The organism is Methylibium petroleiphilum PM1 (genome assembly GCF_000015725.1).
GTDB lineage: Bacteria > Pseudomonadota > Gammaproteobacteria > Burkholderiales > Burkholderiaceae_C > Methylibium > Methylibium petroleiphilum.
Map to the genome: position 1 here is coordinate 268,507 of NC_008826.1, position 14,373 is coordinate 282,879.

Genomic DNA, 14,373 nt, shown 5'->3' on the forward strand with positions numbered 1-14,373 from the left:
TGGTGCTTGAGCAACCCAACGGAGTACACGCTATGACGAACGAAGAAGTCGTTCAATCGCGAACCATCAACGCCCGCGGCAACACGGTGTTGATGAACGAAGAGGCCGATGCGCAACTCGGCTTCGTGCGCGGCGGTGCGCGCGCCTACGAGCGCCGTCTGACGCAATGTGGTTGGCAGGTCTACCGCACGCTGCACGACGCCTGGTACTTCGGCGTCTTCGTCGACGTCGCGGGCATGCAGATCATGACCTACAGCGACTGCGAGCGTCAGCTCGTCGTCTGCTCGAACGAGGACAGCTTCCAGCTGGAGCTGCTGTCGATGGCCGAGTTCTACGGTCCGGCGGACCTGGACTTCTCGGCACTCAACCCGCACGCGCAGCCGGCACACCGGCACCGCGAAGCGGCTCTGTCTCATTGAGACGCAACCCCCACGCCCCTCCTGACTTCGGTCAGCGAGGGGCTTCTCTTTTGTGCCTGCGCGTGTCGCATCACCGGGGTACCAGGCGCAGTTCCGCGCCTTCAACCCCGGAGAACCCAAATGAGCAAAGCACTGGCCAGCCGCGTCGCCGTACTGGAGAACGCGCTGAAGACCATCATCGCCCAGGCGCCGCAGACGGCGCCGACTGAAGAGGACTACGACGACACCGAGTCGGCCTACAACAACGGCATGGATGTCGGCAGCTGGGAGCAGGCGCAACGCGCCTCGGCCGCCCTGAACGGCACCGGCACCGCGACCGAACGCGACATGGTCAGCCTGGCGATCGCCAAGCTGCGCGAGGCCCGCGACCTGCTGGCCGCCGCCAACGCGCCGCGTGCCACCGAACGTGTCCGCCTGGCGCTGAGCTCGGCCGAAGGCGCCGAACGCAACGCGGGCTACCGCGAGGTTCGCTCCCTGCGCACCAAGCAGTCGACCTAACCCCTCCACGCCCCGAGCAGACATCTGCCGGGGCGTTTTCTTTGCGCACTCGTTCACGGCGCCAGCGCGCTACGCCGAGCCTCCCCGCCTCTCGTTACACATAAACAAGTGTCGATAGATACACTGGCCGTATTGCGACGTGTTAGGTATGCGACTGGATAGAAGAGGCTTCCGTCTGGGTGTTCGACATCACCTCTCGTAAAGCAAATGCGCCGCCGGCGCACCTCTTCAACCCACTAGGAGTTTTCAGTCATGTTCCAACGCATCACCATCGCCGCCCTCGCTGCTTTCGCCTTCCTCGTCTTCTCGGGTTCCGCTTCGGCGGCCGAGCCGGTCGAGCAGGAAGAAGGTGGCAACTTCTGGGTCACCAGCGGCTTCTTCTCCAAGCACACCTCGGACCAGTTCGCCCCCAAGGGCGGCTACAACGAGACCAACACCGGCATCGGCATCGAGTACGGCATCGACCGCAACTGGACGCTCGCCGTCGGCACGTACAAGAACTCCGTCTTCAAGCGGAGCACGTACATCCAAGGCGTGTGGACCCCGGACGTCACGACCTACAACTTCGGCGAGCTCTCGCTGAAGGCTGGTCTGGCTGTCGGTGTCGTCAACGGCTACCCCGACCAGATGCAAGGCGGCTTCTTCCCTGCTGTCCTGCCTGTCCTGTCGGCCGAGTACAAGCGCGTGGGTGTCAACCTGACGTACATCCCCTCGCTCGACGGCGCAGTCGACGGCGCGGTCGCGCTGCAATTCAAGTTCAAGTTCTTCTGAGCTTGCAACCTCGAAGACCCCTCCAGCCATGCTGGCGGGGTCTTTCTCTTTGGTGCTCTCGGCGCCGCCGAGCGCATGCGATCACGTCACTGCGCCTAGTCGCACCTGTTCTTCATCTCGGGTCTGTAACGGCAATCCTGCCTCACACCCAAGGAGTTTCATGAACACCATCACCACCACCACGGCCAGGCCCTCTCTGGGCGCAACCGCAATCGAAGTCTGGCGCGCTTGGAAGGCCGAGGGATACCTCGCCGGGACATCCGTCTACGCGAGCGCCGTCGGCCTGGGAGAGTTGACCTTTCAGAACGACGGGCTGTATCGCGTCGTCGACGCCCACCTGATCACCAAGCTCAGCAAGGACGCGGAAGACGAGGCCTGGGACGCGCTGCTCAAGGGACAGTTGCAGATCTACCGCCGCCGGAACGCCCCCTTGAGCGGTGCCTCGACCGCTCCGACCCAGATCCTCCACCAGGCCACGGGCCGGCAGATCCCCAGCGGGCTGGAGTGACCATGACCAAGAAGACCGAACACCCGTTCTTCTGCGTGAAGAAGCTGGTCCGCAAGTCCGCCTGGGAAACGCCGGAGTACCTGTCGGCCCGTGACCTCGAACTGGCTCGCCGCCTGGTCGACGTCTCCAGCTACGATGAGTTCGCCTCGATCGTCTACGAGCGTCGCCTGACGGCAGAGACCCGCGTCGGCAACGACGAGGCGTTCTTCTACCGCATCGTGGGCTGGCCGGAAGGCATGAGCTACATGCGGAACGCGGCGTACGGCGAATGGGCCTTCCCGATGGTCCGCAAGCAGATCGAACGCGCCGCTGTTGCGCTGGGCTTCATGGAGCCGTCGGCACAGCCGGCCTAACCCCCTCCGCCCCTGTCTTCGGACAGGGGCTTTCTCTTTCAGGCCGCCGACTTGGCGTGTTCGGCCAGCCAGGCGCTCGCCTCGTTGGGGTCGAGGCGCAAGCTGGCGTAGGAGCGGCGCAGCATCACGTCCGGCAGCGCCCAGTCCCACTTCTCTCGGTCGATGTTCGCGGCGCCGGCCAGGAGTTGCTCTGGCTGCGGGATCTCGCAGCCGGCCAGGTCGGCGAGGACCGCGGCGATGCCCTGCTCGGACATTTCACCTTTCTGGATGTCGATGCCCGGCCCGGCCAGGGTGGCCGTGAGGCCACGGCTGAGCAGCAGGAAGACGATCGCCTCGTTCGCAGCGTCGCCCAGCCACGTGAACAGCCGCACCTGCGCGCCCGAATCCACCAGCACGACCTGGTCGAGCTGGAGATCGGCGTAGGCGCGCCGGGCCTCGGCCACGAAGCGAGCAGCGGTTGGATCCAGGAACCCGGGCTCGACCTCGCCGCGGAGGATCTCGCGCATGCGCTGGCGCACGCGTGTGTGCACGCGCCCCGACTCGCCTGTGAACAGCGGCGGTGCGCCGCCCTTCGTCTGCGTCACGTAGATCGTGCGCTCCTTCTCCGCCACCTCATCGACGCGCCAGGTCCGGCCGGCGAAGAGGATGCGCTGCCCGGCCACCAATGCCTGCGACAGCGGCAGCGTTCCCAGCGGTCTGCCGCCCGAGATGAGGCGGTACTCCTCTTCCGCGGCGAAGGCCGCATAGAAGCTGTAGTGGTTGACGATGCGCTCGCCGACGCCACCATGCAGGAGAAGGCCGGCTTCTTCTTGGACGATCAGGTCCTTGGAGGCCAGGTGGCGCAGCAGTGCCGCGAAGTCGGCCTTGCCGACGCCCGAGAAGGGCGCCTGCGGTCCGCACAGGTCGCGGTAGGCCTCGGCGGCCATGACCCCGCCCCGCTGCGCGATCAGCGACATCAGCTGCTGCACGAGGGTGGACAGGTGCGCGCCGTTCGTCACGGGCGGCTCGAACCAGCCTTCGAGCGCCAGGCCGACCATCGCGGCCAGCTGCACCGTGCTGACGCGCAGGCGCACGTCCAGGTCCGACTCGACGGTGACTGCGTCCTCGATCGAGTAGCCGCGCAGGATCGCCGGTTCCCCCTTGCGGCGGCCCGAGCGCCCCAGGCGCTGGCGCAGGCCGGCGACGGAGGATGGCGGCCCGACCTGGGCGACGCTCTTGACCGGGCCGATGTCGATGCCGAGCTCGAGCGTGTTCGTGCAGATGGCCGTGGCCACGCCGTCGGTGCGCTTGAGCGCCGCCTCGGTGTCCGTGCGGATCTCCTTCGACAGGCTGCCGTGGTGCGGCCAGAACTCCGGCGGCACCCCATCGGCCTTGCACAGGCTGTTCAGCAGGTGCGTGTAGCGCTCGACCTCGCGCCGGCTGTTCGGGAACACCAGGTTGTTCGCGCCGCGCAAGACGCCGTACATGTGCTGCGCCACCTGGGCCGGCGTACTGGGCTCACGAGGCCCGCGCGCGTCGCCCTCGCGAGGCACGAAGGGCTCTTCGTAGCCCTTGACGATGACCTTGACCTCACCGGCGCCGCGGCCGGAGTTGACCATCGCCACTCCGCGGCCGCAGCCCGGGCGCAGGAAGTCGGCAGCCATGTTCATGTCGCCCAGCGTGGCGGACAGCCCCACGCGCGGCACGCGACGCCCGAGCGCCAGGTCGATGCGGTGCATCAGCGACTGCAGCTGCTTGCCACGCTCCGAACCGATGAAGGAGTGCAGCTCGTCGATCACGACGTAGGCTAGGCGCGCCAGCGTGCCGGCGATGGCGTGGCCACGGTTCACGAGCAGCGCTTCCAGCGATTCCGGCGTGATCAGCAGCACGCCGCGCGGCGCCTTCAGGAACCGTGTCTTCTGGCTCGACGCAATGTCGCCATGCCAGGGCCACACAGGGATGTCCAGGTCGGCGCACAGGGCCTCGAGGCGGCCGAACTGGTCGTTGATCAGCGCCTTCAACGGGCTGACGTAGACCACCAGGCCGTCAGCGGGCTCCCGGCGCAGCAGGTGCGTGAGCGCCGGCAGCATTGCCGCTTCCGTCTTGCCGGCGGCGGTCGCCGCGGCCACGATGACGTCGCGATCAGCCTCGACGATGAGCGGGATGGCCGCTTCCTGTGCCGGGCGCAGCTGATCCCAGCCCTGCGTCCAGATGAAGCGCCGGATCCTCTCGTCCAGCAGGAAGAAGGACTTGCTGTCGCTCACGGCCTGGCGCTCAGACCTTGAACGTGGCCAGCTCGTCGTCTTCGACGGCCGCCGAAGCCACCGCGGGCGCGTCGCCGCTGTCCGGCTCCACCTCCTGCTCGGTGCGTGCCCCGTCGTCAGCGCGGACGTCGACGGCACCGACCAGATCCTCCCAGCGCGCGCCCGGGTTCTGCTCGAGCACGGCCAGCAGGTTGATGAAGGAGGTGATCGTGGTGCGCGGCGTGCGGAAGTAGGCGTCGCCGACGCGCTTGGCGCAGTGCTCCATGAACGCCTTGATGCCCGCATCCGGGATGAGGCGCTTCTCGGCTTCGCCGAGGGCGTGCACGTGGCTGATCTTCTGCAAGAGGACGTAGAAGTCCTCTGGGGTGAGCGCCGCAAGGCGAACGACAGGGCCGCTGAAGTCCACCAGGCCGCCGGCGGCGTAGCTGTTCTGGACCAAGCGGCTCTGCAGCGCCTGGTAGCTGTAAAGGCCGCGCCGCGTGTCCATCAGGAACTCCGGCGTGCCGCCCAGGACGAAGCCCAGGCCGACCGCGCTGCCTTGCAGCGAGTCGTTGAGGATGCGCAGCAGCTGCTCGTAGTTCGCGTCGCGCGCCTGCTTGTTGGCCAGCTTGTACAGGTTGACCATCTCGTCCAGGCAGATCATCAAGCCGGCGAATCCGGCCAGGCGCACGAAGCGCGCGAACAGCTTCAGCTGGTCATACACCGAGGCGTCGTCGACGATGGTGCGCACGCCCAGCGCGCTGCGCGCGTCGGTGCGGGTCGTGAACTCGCCGCGCAGCCAGCGGATGGCGTCGGCCTTGAGCTGCTCATTGCCTTCTTCGTGGCCGCGGCAGTAGGCGGCGATCACGTCGGCGAAGTCGAAGCCGTTGACCATCTCGGTCAGCTGTTCGAGCCGCTGACGGATGACCGCCTCGGTGGTGACGCCGCCGCCTTTGGCCTCTTCTTTCGCCGTGGCGATGAACTTCTCGACGATGGCGCCCATCGCGCCGCCGTCGGGCCGCGAGCGCGTCGACAGGTTGCGCATCAGTTCGGCGTAGAGCGATCGCGCCTGGCCGCCGCTGGCGTGCAGCCGGCGATCCGGGTTCAGGTCGGCCGAGGCCACGACCAGCTTCTTCTCCAGCGCGACGGAGCGAACCAGCCCCAGGAAGAAGCTCTTGCCGGCGCCGTATTCGCCCAGGACGATGCGGAAGGCCGAGCCGCCGTTGGCGATGCGCTCGATGTCGTGCACGAGCGTCTCGACCTCGCGAGCACGGCCGACCTGGATCAGGTGCTGGCCGGCGCGCGGCACGACGCCGGCGCGCAGCGATTGGATGACCGCGTCGCGGTCCTTGGTGCGGATGGTTGTCATCGAAGGATCTCCAGGATCTCGGGGTTGATCTCCACCGGGTCATCGCCCTCGGTGAACGGGAAGTCGTGTGTATCGAAGCAGGCTTCGTTGATGCGCTCGATCGCGCCGGCCGGCATGAGGTCCAGCGCGGCGGCGGCAGCGGCGATTTCGGCGGCGCTCCAGGAGCTGCGCTCCATCAGCTGTGCGGCCAGGGCGCTGTGTGCGGCATCGAGGCCCAGCAGGGTCTCGGCAGGCGGTGTGTCCCCTGCTGCCGCGGCTTGCGGAGTCGCGACGGCTTGCGGGGGATCCTCCTCGCGCTCGTCGTCGACGAAGATGCTGGACAGCATCGCGGCCACGCGCGCGGTATCCGAGTGCAGCGCGGCGATGCGAGCCGCGTCCAGGGCCAGCGGTGCATCAGCCTTGCGCGGAGCGCCGCCGGCGGCCGCTGCATGCAGCTGCGCCGGCACTGTCTTGCCATCCAGCCCCAGGGTCGTGAGCAGCTTCGTCAGCAGCTTCACCTGTGCCGGGCTAGGTTCTCCTGTGCACGCCACTGCGCGCACCGCAAAGTCGCCGACGGCGCGCCGCTGGTCTTCGTCCAGGGGCTGGGCATCCTTCTTGATTGCTGCGAGCCCCTGCGGGTCCGCGATGGCGATCCGCAGTGCTGCGCGAAGCTGGATGCTCGCGCGAAGCGGCTCTTCGTGCCAGCCCTCCAGGCTCGCCTCCAGCCACTGCGCCTGGTGCGCCTCGATGGCCTTGTCGGCTGTCAGCACGGTGACCGCCGAAGCCAGCGCGATGCGCGCGCGCTCCACCGCCGCCGCCTCGGCGCAGTCGCCCTTCAGCAGCTGCGAGGGCACGAGCACCACGCTGGCGTCGGCCTTGATGGCTCGGGTGCCACCAATCAGGAGGGGAGGGTAGGTGCTCAGGCCGACACCCTCCAGCAGTGCTTGGGCACCAGCCGCGGCCGCTTTCGAGTATCTGGCTTCGGGGTCGATCGATTGCACGAGCGCCGATGCCTGGAATGGGCGCAGGCCCTCGGCGGCATGCTGGATCAGGGCGCGCATGGCGTCCTTGGTCTTCTGCGGCCACAGCCTGGTGGGCAGCTGCTGGAGGTAGTCCAGCGTGCCAAGCAGGTGAGGCGATCGAACGACCAGTTTCGCGTACCGCTCCACCTCGGCCGATGCCGCGTCGAAGATCGCCTTGACCTTGGCGAGGTGGTCCTTGAAGTCGGTCGGGTCGATGGTTCCGGGCAGTTCGCGCGCCAGGGCAGGGTGCTCCATCAGCCCGATCGAGCGGGGGCTGTAGTGGAGCTTGATCGGCTTGCCTGTCCGCGGCAGAACCACGCCGGCGCCGTGCACGCCGGCGTACAGGTCTTCGAAGAGGCCGTAGAACTCGTTGCGGTGCAGGCGTACGTCGGCACGCAGGTAGGAACTGCCGGCTTCGATGGACCATGTTCTGGCCAAGCTCGCCGACAGCGGCACGCCGGCCGCCGCTGCCTGGCCCACGGCGATCTGGGTGTAGGCGCGCAGCCCGTGGGCCTTGCGAAACGCCGGATCCTTCTGCGCGTACAGAGCTGGCGGGCAGCCGGTGTTCTGCACCCAGTAGCTCAGGCTCTCCACCGCGGTTGCCAGCGCCTGTTCGCGCGCGCCGTAGACGGCTCGAAGCCGATCCAGTTCTTCAAGCAGCGCAGGAATCTCCGCCGGCGAGCACTTGCCCTCGTGGACGTCGACGGTGAGCCTTCGTTCGAGGCCGTAGAAGTAGAGGAACACCAACCGGGCGTCGACGTCCGGGTGATTGCGACCCTGAGCGAGCCAGGCGAGGTAGCCGCGGCGCTCCGCAGGCGTCAGCGCCTTGTAGCTGGCGCGTAGCGCGAGCGAGACCCTGAAGAAGTCCCCGACGGCAGCCACCTGCAGCGTCGGGTCGATCAGCGACAGTTCCGCGCCCGAGCCGCCGGCCGGCGGGGTGCCAAAGTAGACCATCCCGCCGATCTCCAGCCCGCCCGCACGGATGACCTCGCCCTTGGGTACCCAGCGAGGCGCCGGGTACTGCGGCGGCTTGGGTACGGTGAAGCCGCCCGGGCTCTGGTTCTCGTTGCGTATGTCGGTGCTGAGCTCTGCGGCCTGCATGCTTTGGCGGGTTGGGGTGGTCGCGGGTGATCCGCCGTGTTGAGCGGCGGGTGGGTTGTGGCGTGGTCTGCGCATTCTAACACATCACAATACGCGCACAGTATCGGCAAGATACAATAGCCGCAAGCTGGATTGCGCATTCCACGGCATCGCAGGTAGGTGCGTGTGTGACCGATCTCCGCTCTGCAAGGCGCAATCCCGCGCCTCCTTTCAATGGAGATCAGATGGAACTCATCAAATCAATCAGCATCGAGAACGTCGTCGCCAAGCGCGACGCCGCGGTCGCACGGCTGAAGGCTCTTTTCGACACCGTCAACGAGGTCGACGGGGAGATCGCGGGGCTCTGCGGCTCGCAACTGCGGTCCCTTCTGGGCGGCCGCGACTGTCGGCTCTTCGAGCGCGACGGACTGCCGGAAGCGATCCGTGAGATCGACTCGGGCATCTGGGCCAAGCTGCTGCTGGAGTCGGGCATCCGCTCTTTCATGGCGAGCGCCGACCGCGACAAGTGGGACACCAACATCATCAACAACGACGTCCCGGAGCTCACGCTCGACAACGTCACGTCCACGTTCAAGGCGCTCTACGCCCAGCGTGGCGAGATGTTCGTCGACGGCGTGGTCGCTGTGTTCCGTTCGCTGTCCTGGGACCACAAGACCAACAGCCCGATGGCCTTCGGCAAGAAGATCATCCTGGCGAACCTGTGGACCGACAAGGGCATGTTCCTGAACTCTCGCCGGTGCGACGTGCTGGACGACCTTCTGCGCGCCATGTGCGTGCTGGACGGGAAGCCGGAGCCTGACGTTCGCAACGGCATGAGGAACAGGATCCACCTGGCCGACCGCCCGGCGGACTACTGGGACGACGCTCTCGGGCGTCGTGTGCAGCCGGAAGGCTCGGACGTGCTCGAGGACGGGTACTTCACGGTCAAGTGGTTCAAGAAGACCGGCACGGCTCACGTCGTGTTCAAGCGCCAGGACCTGGTCGACAAGATGAACATGGTGCTCGGCAGCCGTTTCCCGGACGCCATCGCCACCGACATCCGCAACCCTGTCCACCGGCCGAAGCCCGCGCCTGCCCCCGGCAAGCGCAGCATCTCGCCGGCGGCCCTGACGGCACTGCGCGCGGCGCGCCAGGTCGAGAACCGACTCGAAGGCCTGCCCCGACTCGATCGCCTGGTCTACGAAGAGGTCGCACGCGTCCTTTCTTCCTTGGGCGGTGCGTGGAACAGCGGCCTGAAGGCGCACGTGTTCGAAGGCCTGTCAGCCACCTGGCTGGAAAGCAGTCTGAGGCGATGCATGCGTGAAGGCGCCTACGCCGAGCCGGACGACTTCGGCTTCTTCCCGACGCCCGAGGCGGTGGTGAAGGAGCTGATCGTGATGGCGGAGCTGAAGCCCGGCATGCGCGTGCTGGAGCCCTCGGCCGGCCGCGGCGCGATCGTCAAGGCGCTGCTCGACGAGGGCTGCACCGTGAAAGCGATCGAGCTGATGGAGAGCAACGTCTCGCACCTGTACCAGTTCGGCTGCTCGCTGTCGCAGGCCGACTTCCTCGAGACCCGAGTGGAGCCGGAATTCGACGCCGTGGTGATGAACCCGCCTTTCTCGAAGCACCAGGACATCGCTCACGTGATGCACGCGGTCCACTTCCTGAAGCCCGGCGGGCGTCTCGTGGCCGTCATGGCCGCCGGCGTGAAGTTCAACAGCGACAAGTACAGCACGCAGTTCCGGCAATACGTGGCCGAGTTCGGCGAGCTGATCGACCTGCCTGCAGGCTCGTTCAAGGAGTCGGGCACGATGGTCAACACCGTCGTCGCCGTGATCGACAAGCCGGACCCGGCGCTCCAGCTCAAGGCTGCAACGTCCGCTGCGGAAAAGTCGCAGGGACAGCTCGCGCTGGCCTGATCGCCAACCCTCTCAAGGCCGCCCACACCGGGCGGCCTTTTTCTTCGCCTTCCTCAAGCTGCGCGCCGCGCTCCGGGCAGACGGCGCTCGTCCAGCTGGACCCATACGCGTTCGCGCCCGGTTTCGTCGAGCTTCGACCATGCGGCGATCTCGTCAAGCGTGCGGAGACAGCCCGCGCACAGCCCGGATGCTTGTTCGATGCGGCATACGCCGACGCATGGCGAGGCCGGCCGCTGCTGGCTTGGGGTGAGTTGTTCGGCTGACACGGTGACCTGCATTCCTCCTCGCCCATAAGAAAAGCCCGCCGCCATTTCTGGCGCGGGCTCTGCTTCCGGACATTCGCGGCGTTCGCGCGATGACGTTTTCTGCTAGCGCTGGGGCACGGGTTCCCATGGTTGCCGCTCCAGTCATTGCGGCGTCGGTTCTGCACTAGCGAATGTTCGACATTGTACACGTAGCAATAAGCCTGTCAACACCGATCCGATTCAGGCTGTAGCTGAACGCTTCGCGTCGCGCCTCCTGTTGCGCATCCCCCTGGACCCTGCAACCGCGGCCGCAAGCCGCACAACCCAAGGAGATTCCCGATGGATAAACCCGGCATGCCTGTCAGGCAGGTCAATGCGGTGCTCGACGACGAGATGGTCATGCGCGTCGGCGTTCCGCACAAAGGCGGCAAGCTCGCCTTCCACGCCTTCGAGCAAGGCTACCCGGTGATGGTGTCGGCCAACGCCTTCTGGGACCTGAAGTCGCAAGAGTTCAAGTTCCCCGAGTACACCGATCTGACCGAGCTCGACTTCGCGCTCGATTCGGCCGGCTACACCGCGATGAAGCTGTGGCAGTCCAAGGGCAAGCAGGCCGGCATGGCCGGCATCTTCCCGTGGACGTACGCCCAGTACCTGGAGATGGCCAACCTCAGCGGGTGCAGCTGGTATAGCCAGCCCGATCTTTGCTGTGAGCCGGAGATTTCCGCTTCGCAAAGCGAGATCGACTACCGCATCAACGCGACCGCCACGCTGCTCGAGGGGTGCCTGCGTATCGTCTACGACTGGCAGAACGAGCTGGCGAAGACCTCGTCGCCCAGCGTGGTGGCGAGTCTGGTGCGGCCTCCGGTCCCTGTTCTGCAGGGCTGGTCGGCCAGCGACTACATGCGCAGCCTCGATCTGCTGATGCAGGTCTGGCAACGCTGGGAGCCATGGCTTGCCGCGCCCGCGCTCATCGGTGTCGGCTCTGTGTGCCGGCGCAGCCTGAACCACCCGACGCATGGTCTGCATGCCATCCTGGCGGCACTCGAAGGCCAGCTTCCGAGCGGCTCGAAGGTACACATGTTCGGCGTGAAGGGCGCATGCCTTTCGGAGCTGAAGATGCTGGACTGGGTCGGAAGCTGCGACAGCATGGCCTACGACTTCGGAGCCCGCGTGAAAGCGCATCGCACCGGCGTGTCCAACACGCTCGCGCACCGCTCGAAAGAGATGACGCGCTGGATGTCGGCAGCAGCCCAACGACTGAAGCCCGCCGCGGGTGACCAGTACCGGCTCGGCCTGTTCGCCTGACCACAACCCCCTCAAGCCCCGACTGCACACCGCAGCCGGGGCTTCTTCTTTCTCGCCTTGCCTGTTGGCCATCACCAGCCTGCAAGGGTCGAACGTCTCGACCTCCCAACGGAGATCCCATGAACACCATCATCCAAACCGCCCGCGAAACCGTCATTGCCGCCCTGGCGCAAGACCTGGCCAACAGCTACACCGGCGATCGCGACGACAGCCACCTCGTTTCGTTCCTGCGCCGCGGCTTCAGCGGCTTCGACAACATGACGCTCGCCGAGCTGCGCCAGGCCGCCTGCGACGCCGGAATGGATCGTCGCCTTGCCGAGCATCTGGCCGTGCTGGAAGACGCCGAAATCGAACTCGCAGGCCCCGACTTCACGGTCACCGTGGAGGTGTCGGTCACCGCCGACAGCGCGGAGCAGGCGCTGAATCACGCCCTGGACGACTTGAGCGACCCCGAGCTGCGACACAGCTGGTCGGGCCGCGTCAAGGACGTGCAGGCCAAGGTCAGCGTCGACGTCGACGCGTCCGATCTGGACTGCTAACCCCTCTCGCCCCGGTCGCGCTTCTGCGCTTCCGGGGCTTTTCCTTCTTGCGCCAGGACGCGCGTGCGTCCCCCTGTTGCTCATCACCTCTCACCTGGCCTCGCTCTGAGCGCGCCCCACCTCGGGGAATGGAGAAAGACCAGCACCGGCCGCAAGGCCACCACCACCCACACCACACCGATTCCGGACCTTCAAGGCCGGGCCTGGCGTGGCAACTCGCGCTCCCCACATCCGTCGGCCTGGCCGACTCACAAGGAAAGGAAATCCCATGAGCAAGACTCAAATCGAAAAGCGCGCGAAGCGCATCATGTCCAAGGCCAACACCCTGGGCTTCACCAAGAACGGCGCCGCCATGGTCATCGACCAGGCGCGCGAGATCCTCGCAGCAGCGGAGGGCCACCGGAACTGGCACGCGATGCTTGCATCGCTCGGTCAGCAGCCGGCCGGCTCCGTCCAGGCCGCAGCGTCGCACGTCGAGTCCGCCTCGGCCACGATGCTGCAAGCGCTGGAGCTCGTTTCCAGCGTCCTCGACCGCCTCGCGCACGGCGCAGACTTCGACCGCGTCGTCGACGAGACCGGTGTGACCCACCAGGTGCTCACCGCGATCCGCGAAGCGAAGACCGGGCAGAAGGATGGCGCAGCGATTCAGGGTCAGCCGACCTACGACCAGCTGTACAAGACGCTGTTTGCGCTCGGCTCCCAGAACCCCATCTGGACCAAGCAGCCGAACATCGACGTCATCGTCAACGAATGGCTCCAGTCGGCGCGCGATGTGCTGGGCATGGAGCTCAACGCTTCCGGCGATCTCGTCGCGAAGTCCGAGGCCGACCAGCCGAAGGATGACGCCGATGACAACGGTCTGACGGCAGCGCAGCGCCGCGAGGCGGGGCAGCAGGGCTGGAACCTGTTCGATGCCGATGGCGTTGAACTGCAGATCCAGCGAGAGGACGACTCGATGGTGTTCCCTGGCGACGACGAGGCCTGGCTCTTCGTCATCCGCGAGGCAGTTCGCAACCCGGCCTCGGCGGCCGCGAAGGCGCTGGCTCTGGTGCGCGAGCGATCGCCGGCGGAGTACGCCCGGATCGAGTCGTTCGACCGAAACAACGAGCAGCTGCTCGTGAAGGGGCCGAAGGCTTCCACTGGCCACCCGGTGGATCTGGCTGAAGTCGCGGAGTGGGTCGGGGCGCACTACAAGGTGAACTTCGACACGGTCGGTGAACGGCAGCAGGAGTGGATCGACAGATTCGCTCTGGCACACGCAAACGAGGATCGTTTCGCGAACTACCTGGTGGCGCACGGATGGGAGCACATCTTCATCGGCAAGACCCGTTCGGAGACCCGCTGGGTTTTCCGTCTGGGCGGCGACGACGAAGGCGTGATCCACGCACAGATCCGCAACGAACTGGGTGGCTGGGTCGACCTCGACCGCGTCGCGATGGACGACCTCGAGGAGTCGATCTACGACAACTCCGTCCCCGACGACTACCAAACCTGGGCGCCCGAAGTGCAGCTGACCCTGCGACTGCCCAACTGGGCGGCGCCGGGAGGCGTCAAGAAGCAGCGTGACACCAGCGAAGGCTGGTTCGACGTCGAAGGCTATTCGACGAAGGCGCGCTGGGAAGGCCCGGAGTCGAACGATGGCGGCCTGGACGGCTTCACAACGCTGGAAGCAGCGAAGGCGTACGCAGCCGGCAGCGCGATGGATGGCTTCTACGAAGTCGTCGTCACCGCTTACGGCCAGCACGTCGACTATGAGCCCGGCGAGCGTGTCTGGGCACGCCACAACCGCCCATACGCCGGAGACGGCAACGAGGATTCGTTCACCGAGATCCTGCAACACCGCGTCCGCTGGCATCTGCGCGGCGACGGCGCTCCGAGCGCTCTGAACGAGTCCGCCGAGGAGCACGTGGAGCATCTGATCCGCAACGGCTTCAACCAGGGCGAGCTCCTGGTGACATCCGATGACGGAGAAGCCGAGTTCCGCGGCTGGTGGTCCATCGACAAGTCCTAACGCAAGCCTGCAGCCAGATCCTCTGGCCAACCCTCAAAGCCGCCCGGTCACATCGACCTGGGCGGCTTTTTCTTTGCTTTATCGCTACCTGTTCCTCCTCTCCGTGTACCCATCAACCCTTCCTTCTGGAGGA

13 protein-coding genes are annotated in these 14,373 nt (G+C 66.4%); 9 read left to right on the plus strand and 4 right to left on the minus strand.

Going from position 1 to position 14,373, the window contains the following annotated elements; all coding sequences use genetic code 11:
- Positions 1–32: 32 nt before the first annotated feature.
- The 5 genes from MPE_RS21065 to MPE_RS21085 all read left to right on the plus strand — a co-directional run bounded on the left by MPE_RS21065 (position 33) and on the right by MPE_RS21085 (position 2,549).
- Positions 33–419: a hypothetical protein gene (locus tag MPE_RS21065; RefSeq protein WP_011831684.1), complete on the plus strand. Its 387-nt coding sequence runs from the start codon at positions 33–35 to the stop codon at positions 417–419.
- A gap of 120 nt (positions 420–539) precedes the next feature.
- Positions 540–917 (plus strand): hypothetical protein, encoded by a 378-nt coding sequence (locus tag MPE_RS21070; RefSeq protein WP_011831685.1) that lies wholly within the window; start codon positions 540–542, stop codon positions 915–917.
- Positions 918–1,169: 252 nt separating this feature from the next.
- On the plus strand, positions 1,170–1,688 hold the full coding sequence (locus tag MPE_RS23020; protein ID WP_011831686.1) for a hypothetical protein: 519 nt from the start codon (positions 1,170–1,172) through the stop codon (positions 1,686–1,688).
- A 160-nt stretch (positions 1,689–1,848) separates the two neighbouring features.
- Positions 1,849–2,196: a hypothetical protein gene (locus MPE_RS21080; protein WP_011831687.1), complete on the plus strand. Its 348-nt coding sequence runs from the start codon at positions 1,849–1,851 to the stop codon at positions 2,194–2,196.
- Positions 2,197–2,198: 2 nt separating this feature from the next.
- Complete coding sequence (locus MPE_RS21085; RefSeq protein ID WP_011831688.1) at positions 2,199–2,549, plus strand: hypothetical protein; 351 nt, start codon at positions 2,199–2,201, stop codon at positions 2,547–2,549.
- 38 nt (positions 2,550–2,587) lie between these two features.
- Here MPE_RS21085 and MPE_RS21090 read toward each other — a convergent pair whose 3' ends face one another.
- The 3 genes from MPE_RS21090 to MPE_RS21100 are packed head-to-tail and all read right to left on the minus strand — an operon-like array spanning position 2,588 to position 8,242.
- Positions 2,588–4,792 carry a DEAD/DEAH box helicase gene (locus MPE_RS21090; RefSeq protein WP_011831689.1) on the minus strand — a complete coding sequence of 735 codons (2,205 nt, stop codon included), beginning with the start codon at positions 4,790–4,792 and terminating at the stop codon, positions 2,588–2,590.
- 10 nt (positions 4,793–4,802) lie between these two features.
- The gene (locus MPE_RS21095; protein WP_011831690.1) at positions 4,803–6,140 is read right to left on the minus strand and encodes an ATP-binding protein; all 1,338 of its coding nucleotides are present in this window, start codon (positions 6,138–6,140) and stop codon (positions 4,803–4,805) included.
- Positions 6,137–8,242: a tellurite resistance TerB family protein gene (locus MPE_RS21100; RefSeq protein WP_041930393.1), complete on the minus strand. Its 2,106-nt coding sequence runs from the start codon at positions 8,240–8,242 to the stop codon at positions 6,137–6,139. Before MPE_RS21100 ends, MPE_RS21095 begins: the two co-directional genes overlap by 4 nt.
- Before the next feature lie 224 nt (positions 8,243–8,466).
- Here MPE_RS21100 and MPE_RS23025 point away from each other — a divergent pair, with 224 nt between their 5' ends.
- Positions 8,467–10,140, plus strand: a complete 1,674-nt coding sequence (locus MPE_RS23025) for a DUF4942 domain-containing protein (RefSeq protein ID WP_011831692.1) — start codon at positions 8,467–8,469, stop codon at positions 10,138–10,140.
- A gap of 53 nt (positions 10,141–10,193) precedes the next feature.
- Here the strand turns inward: MPE_RS23025 and MPE_RS23575 are convergent, their stop codons facing one another.
- Entirely contained in the window at positions 10,194–10,418 is a 225-nt protein-coding gene (locus MPE_RS23575; protein WP_112183012.1) for a DUF1289 domain-containing protein, read from the minus strand.
- A 306-nt stretch (positions 10,419–10,724) separates the two neighbouring features.
- On the opposite strand from MPE_RS23575, the gene MPE_RS21115 reads away from it, so the two are divergent.
- From MPE_RS21115 to MPE_RS21125, 3 genes are all read left to right on the plus strand, one after another.
- Positions 10,725–11,690, plus strand: a complete 966-nt coding sequence (locus tag MPE_RS21115; RefSeq protein ID WP_011831694.1) for a deazapurine DNA modification protein DpdA family protein — start codon at positions 10,725–10,727, stop codon at positions 11,688–11,690.
- Positions 11,691–11,809: 119 nt separating this feature from the next.
- Positions 11,810–12,229: a hypothetical protein gene (locus tag MPE_RS21120; protein ID WP_011831695.1), complete on the plus strand. Its 420-nt coding sequence runs from the start codon at positions 11,810–11,812 to the stop codon at positions 12,227–12,229.
- 352 nt (positions 12,230–12,581) lie between these two features.
- Positions 12,582–14,240 carry a hypothetical protein gene (locus MPE_RS21125; RefSeq protein WP_148211114.1) on the plus strand — a complete coding sequence of 553 codons (1,659 nt, stop codon included), beginning with the start codon at positions 12,582–12,584 and terminating at the stop codon, positions 14,238–14,240.
- The last annotated feature ends 133 nt before the right edge of the window (positions 14,241–14,373 follow it).

Excerpts from the sequence above, each read along its gene's own strand:
- MPE_RS21065 (WP_011831684.1), top strand. The coding sequence starts at position 33 with ATGACGAACGAAGAAGTCGTTCAATCGCGAACCATCAACGCCCGCGGC.
- MPE_RS21070 (WP_011831685.1), top strand. The coding sequence starts at position 540 with ATGAGCAAAGCACTGGCCAGCCGCGTCGCCGTACTGGAGAACGCGCTG.
- MPE_RS23020 (WP_011831686.1), top strand. The coding sequence starts at position 1,170 with ATGTTCCAACGCATCACCATCGCCGCCCTCGCTGCTTTCGCCTTCCTC.
- MPE_RS21080 (WP_011831687.1), top strand. The coding sequence starts at position 1,849 with ATGAACACCATCACCACCACCACGGCCAGGCCCTCTCTGGGCGCAACC.
- MPE_RS21085 (WP_011831688.1), top strand. The coding sequence starts at position 2,199 with ATGACCAAGAAGACCGAACACCCGTTCTTCTGCGTGAAGAAGCTGGTC.
- MPE_RS21095 (WP_011831690.1), bottom strand. The coding sequence starts at position 6,140 with ATGACAACCATCCGCACCAAGGACCGCGACGCGGTCATCCAATCGCTG.
- MPE_RS21100 (WP_041930393.1), bottom strand. The coding sequence starts at position 8,242 with ATGCAGGCCGCAGAGCTCAGCACCGACATACGCAACGAGAACCAGAGC.
- MPE_RS23025 (WP_011831692.1), top strand. The coding sequence starts at position 8,467 with ATGGAACTCATCAAATCAATCAGCATCGAGAACGTCGTCGCCAAGCGC.
- MPE_RS23575 (WP_112183012.1), bottom strand. The coding sequence starts at position 10,418 with ATGCAGGTCACCGTGTCAGCCGAACAACTCACCCCAAGCCAGCAGCGG.
- MPE_RS21115 (WP_011831694.1), top strand. The coding sequence starts at position 10,725 with ATGGATAAACCCGGCATGCCTGTCAGGCAGGTCAATGCGGTGCTCGAC.
- MPE_RS21120 (WP_011831695.1), top strand. The coding sequence starts at position 11,810 with ATGAACACCATCATCCAAACCGCCCGCGAAACCGTCATTGCCGCCCTG.
- MPE_RS21125 (WP_148211114.1), top strand. The coding sequence starts at position 12,582 with ATGGTCATCGACCAGGCGCGCGAGATCCTCGCAGCAGCGGAGGGCCAC.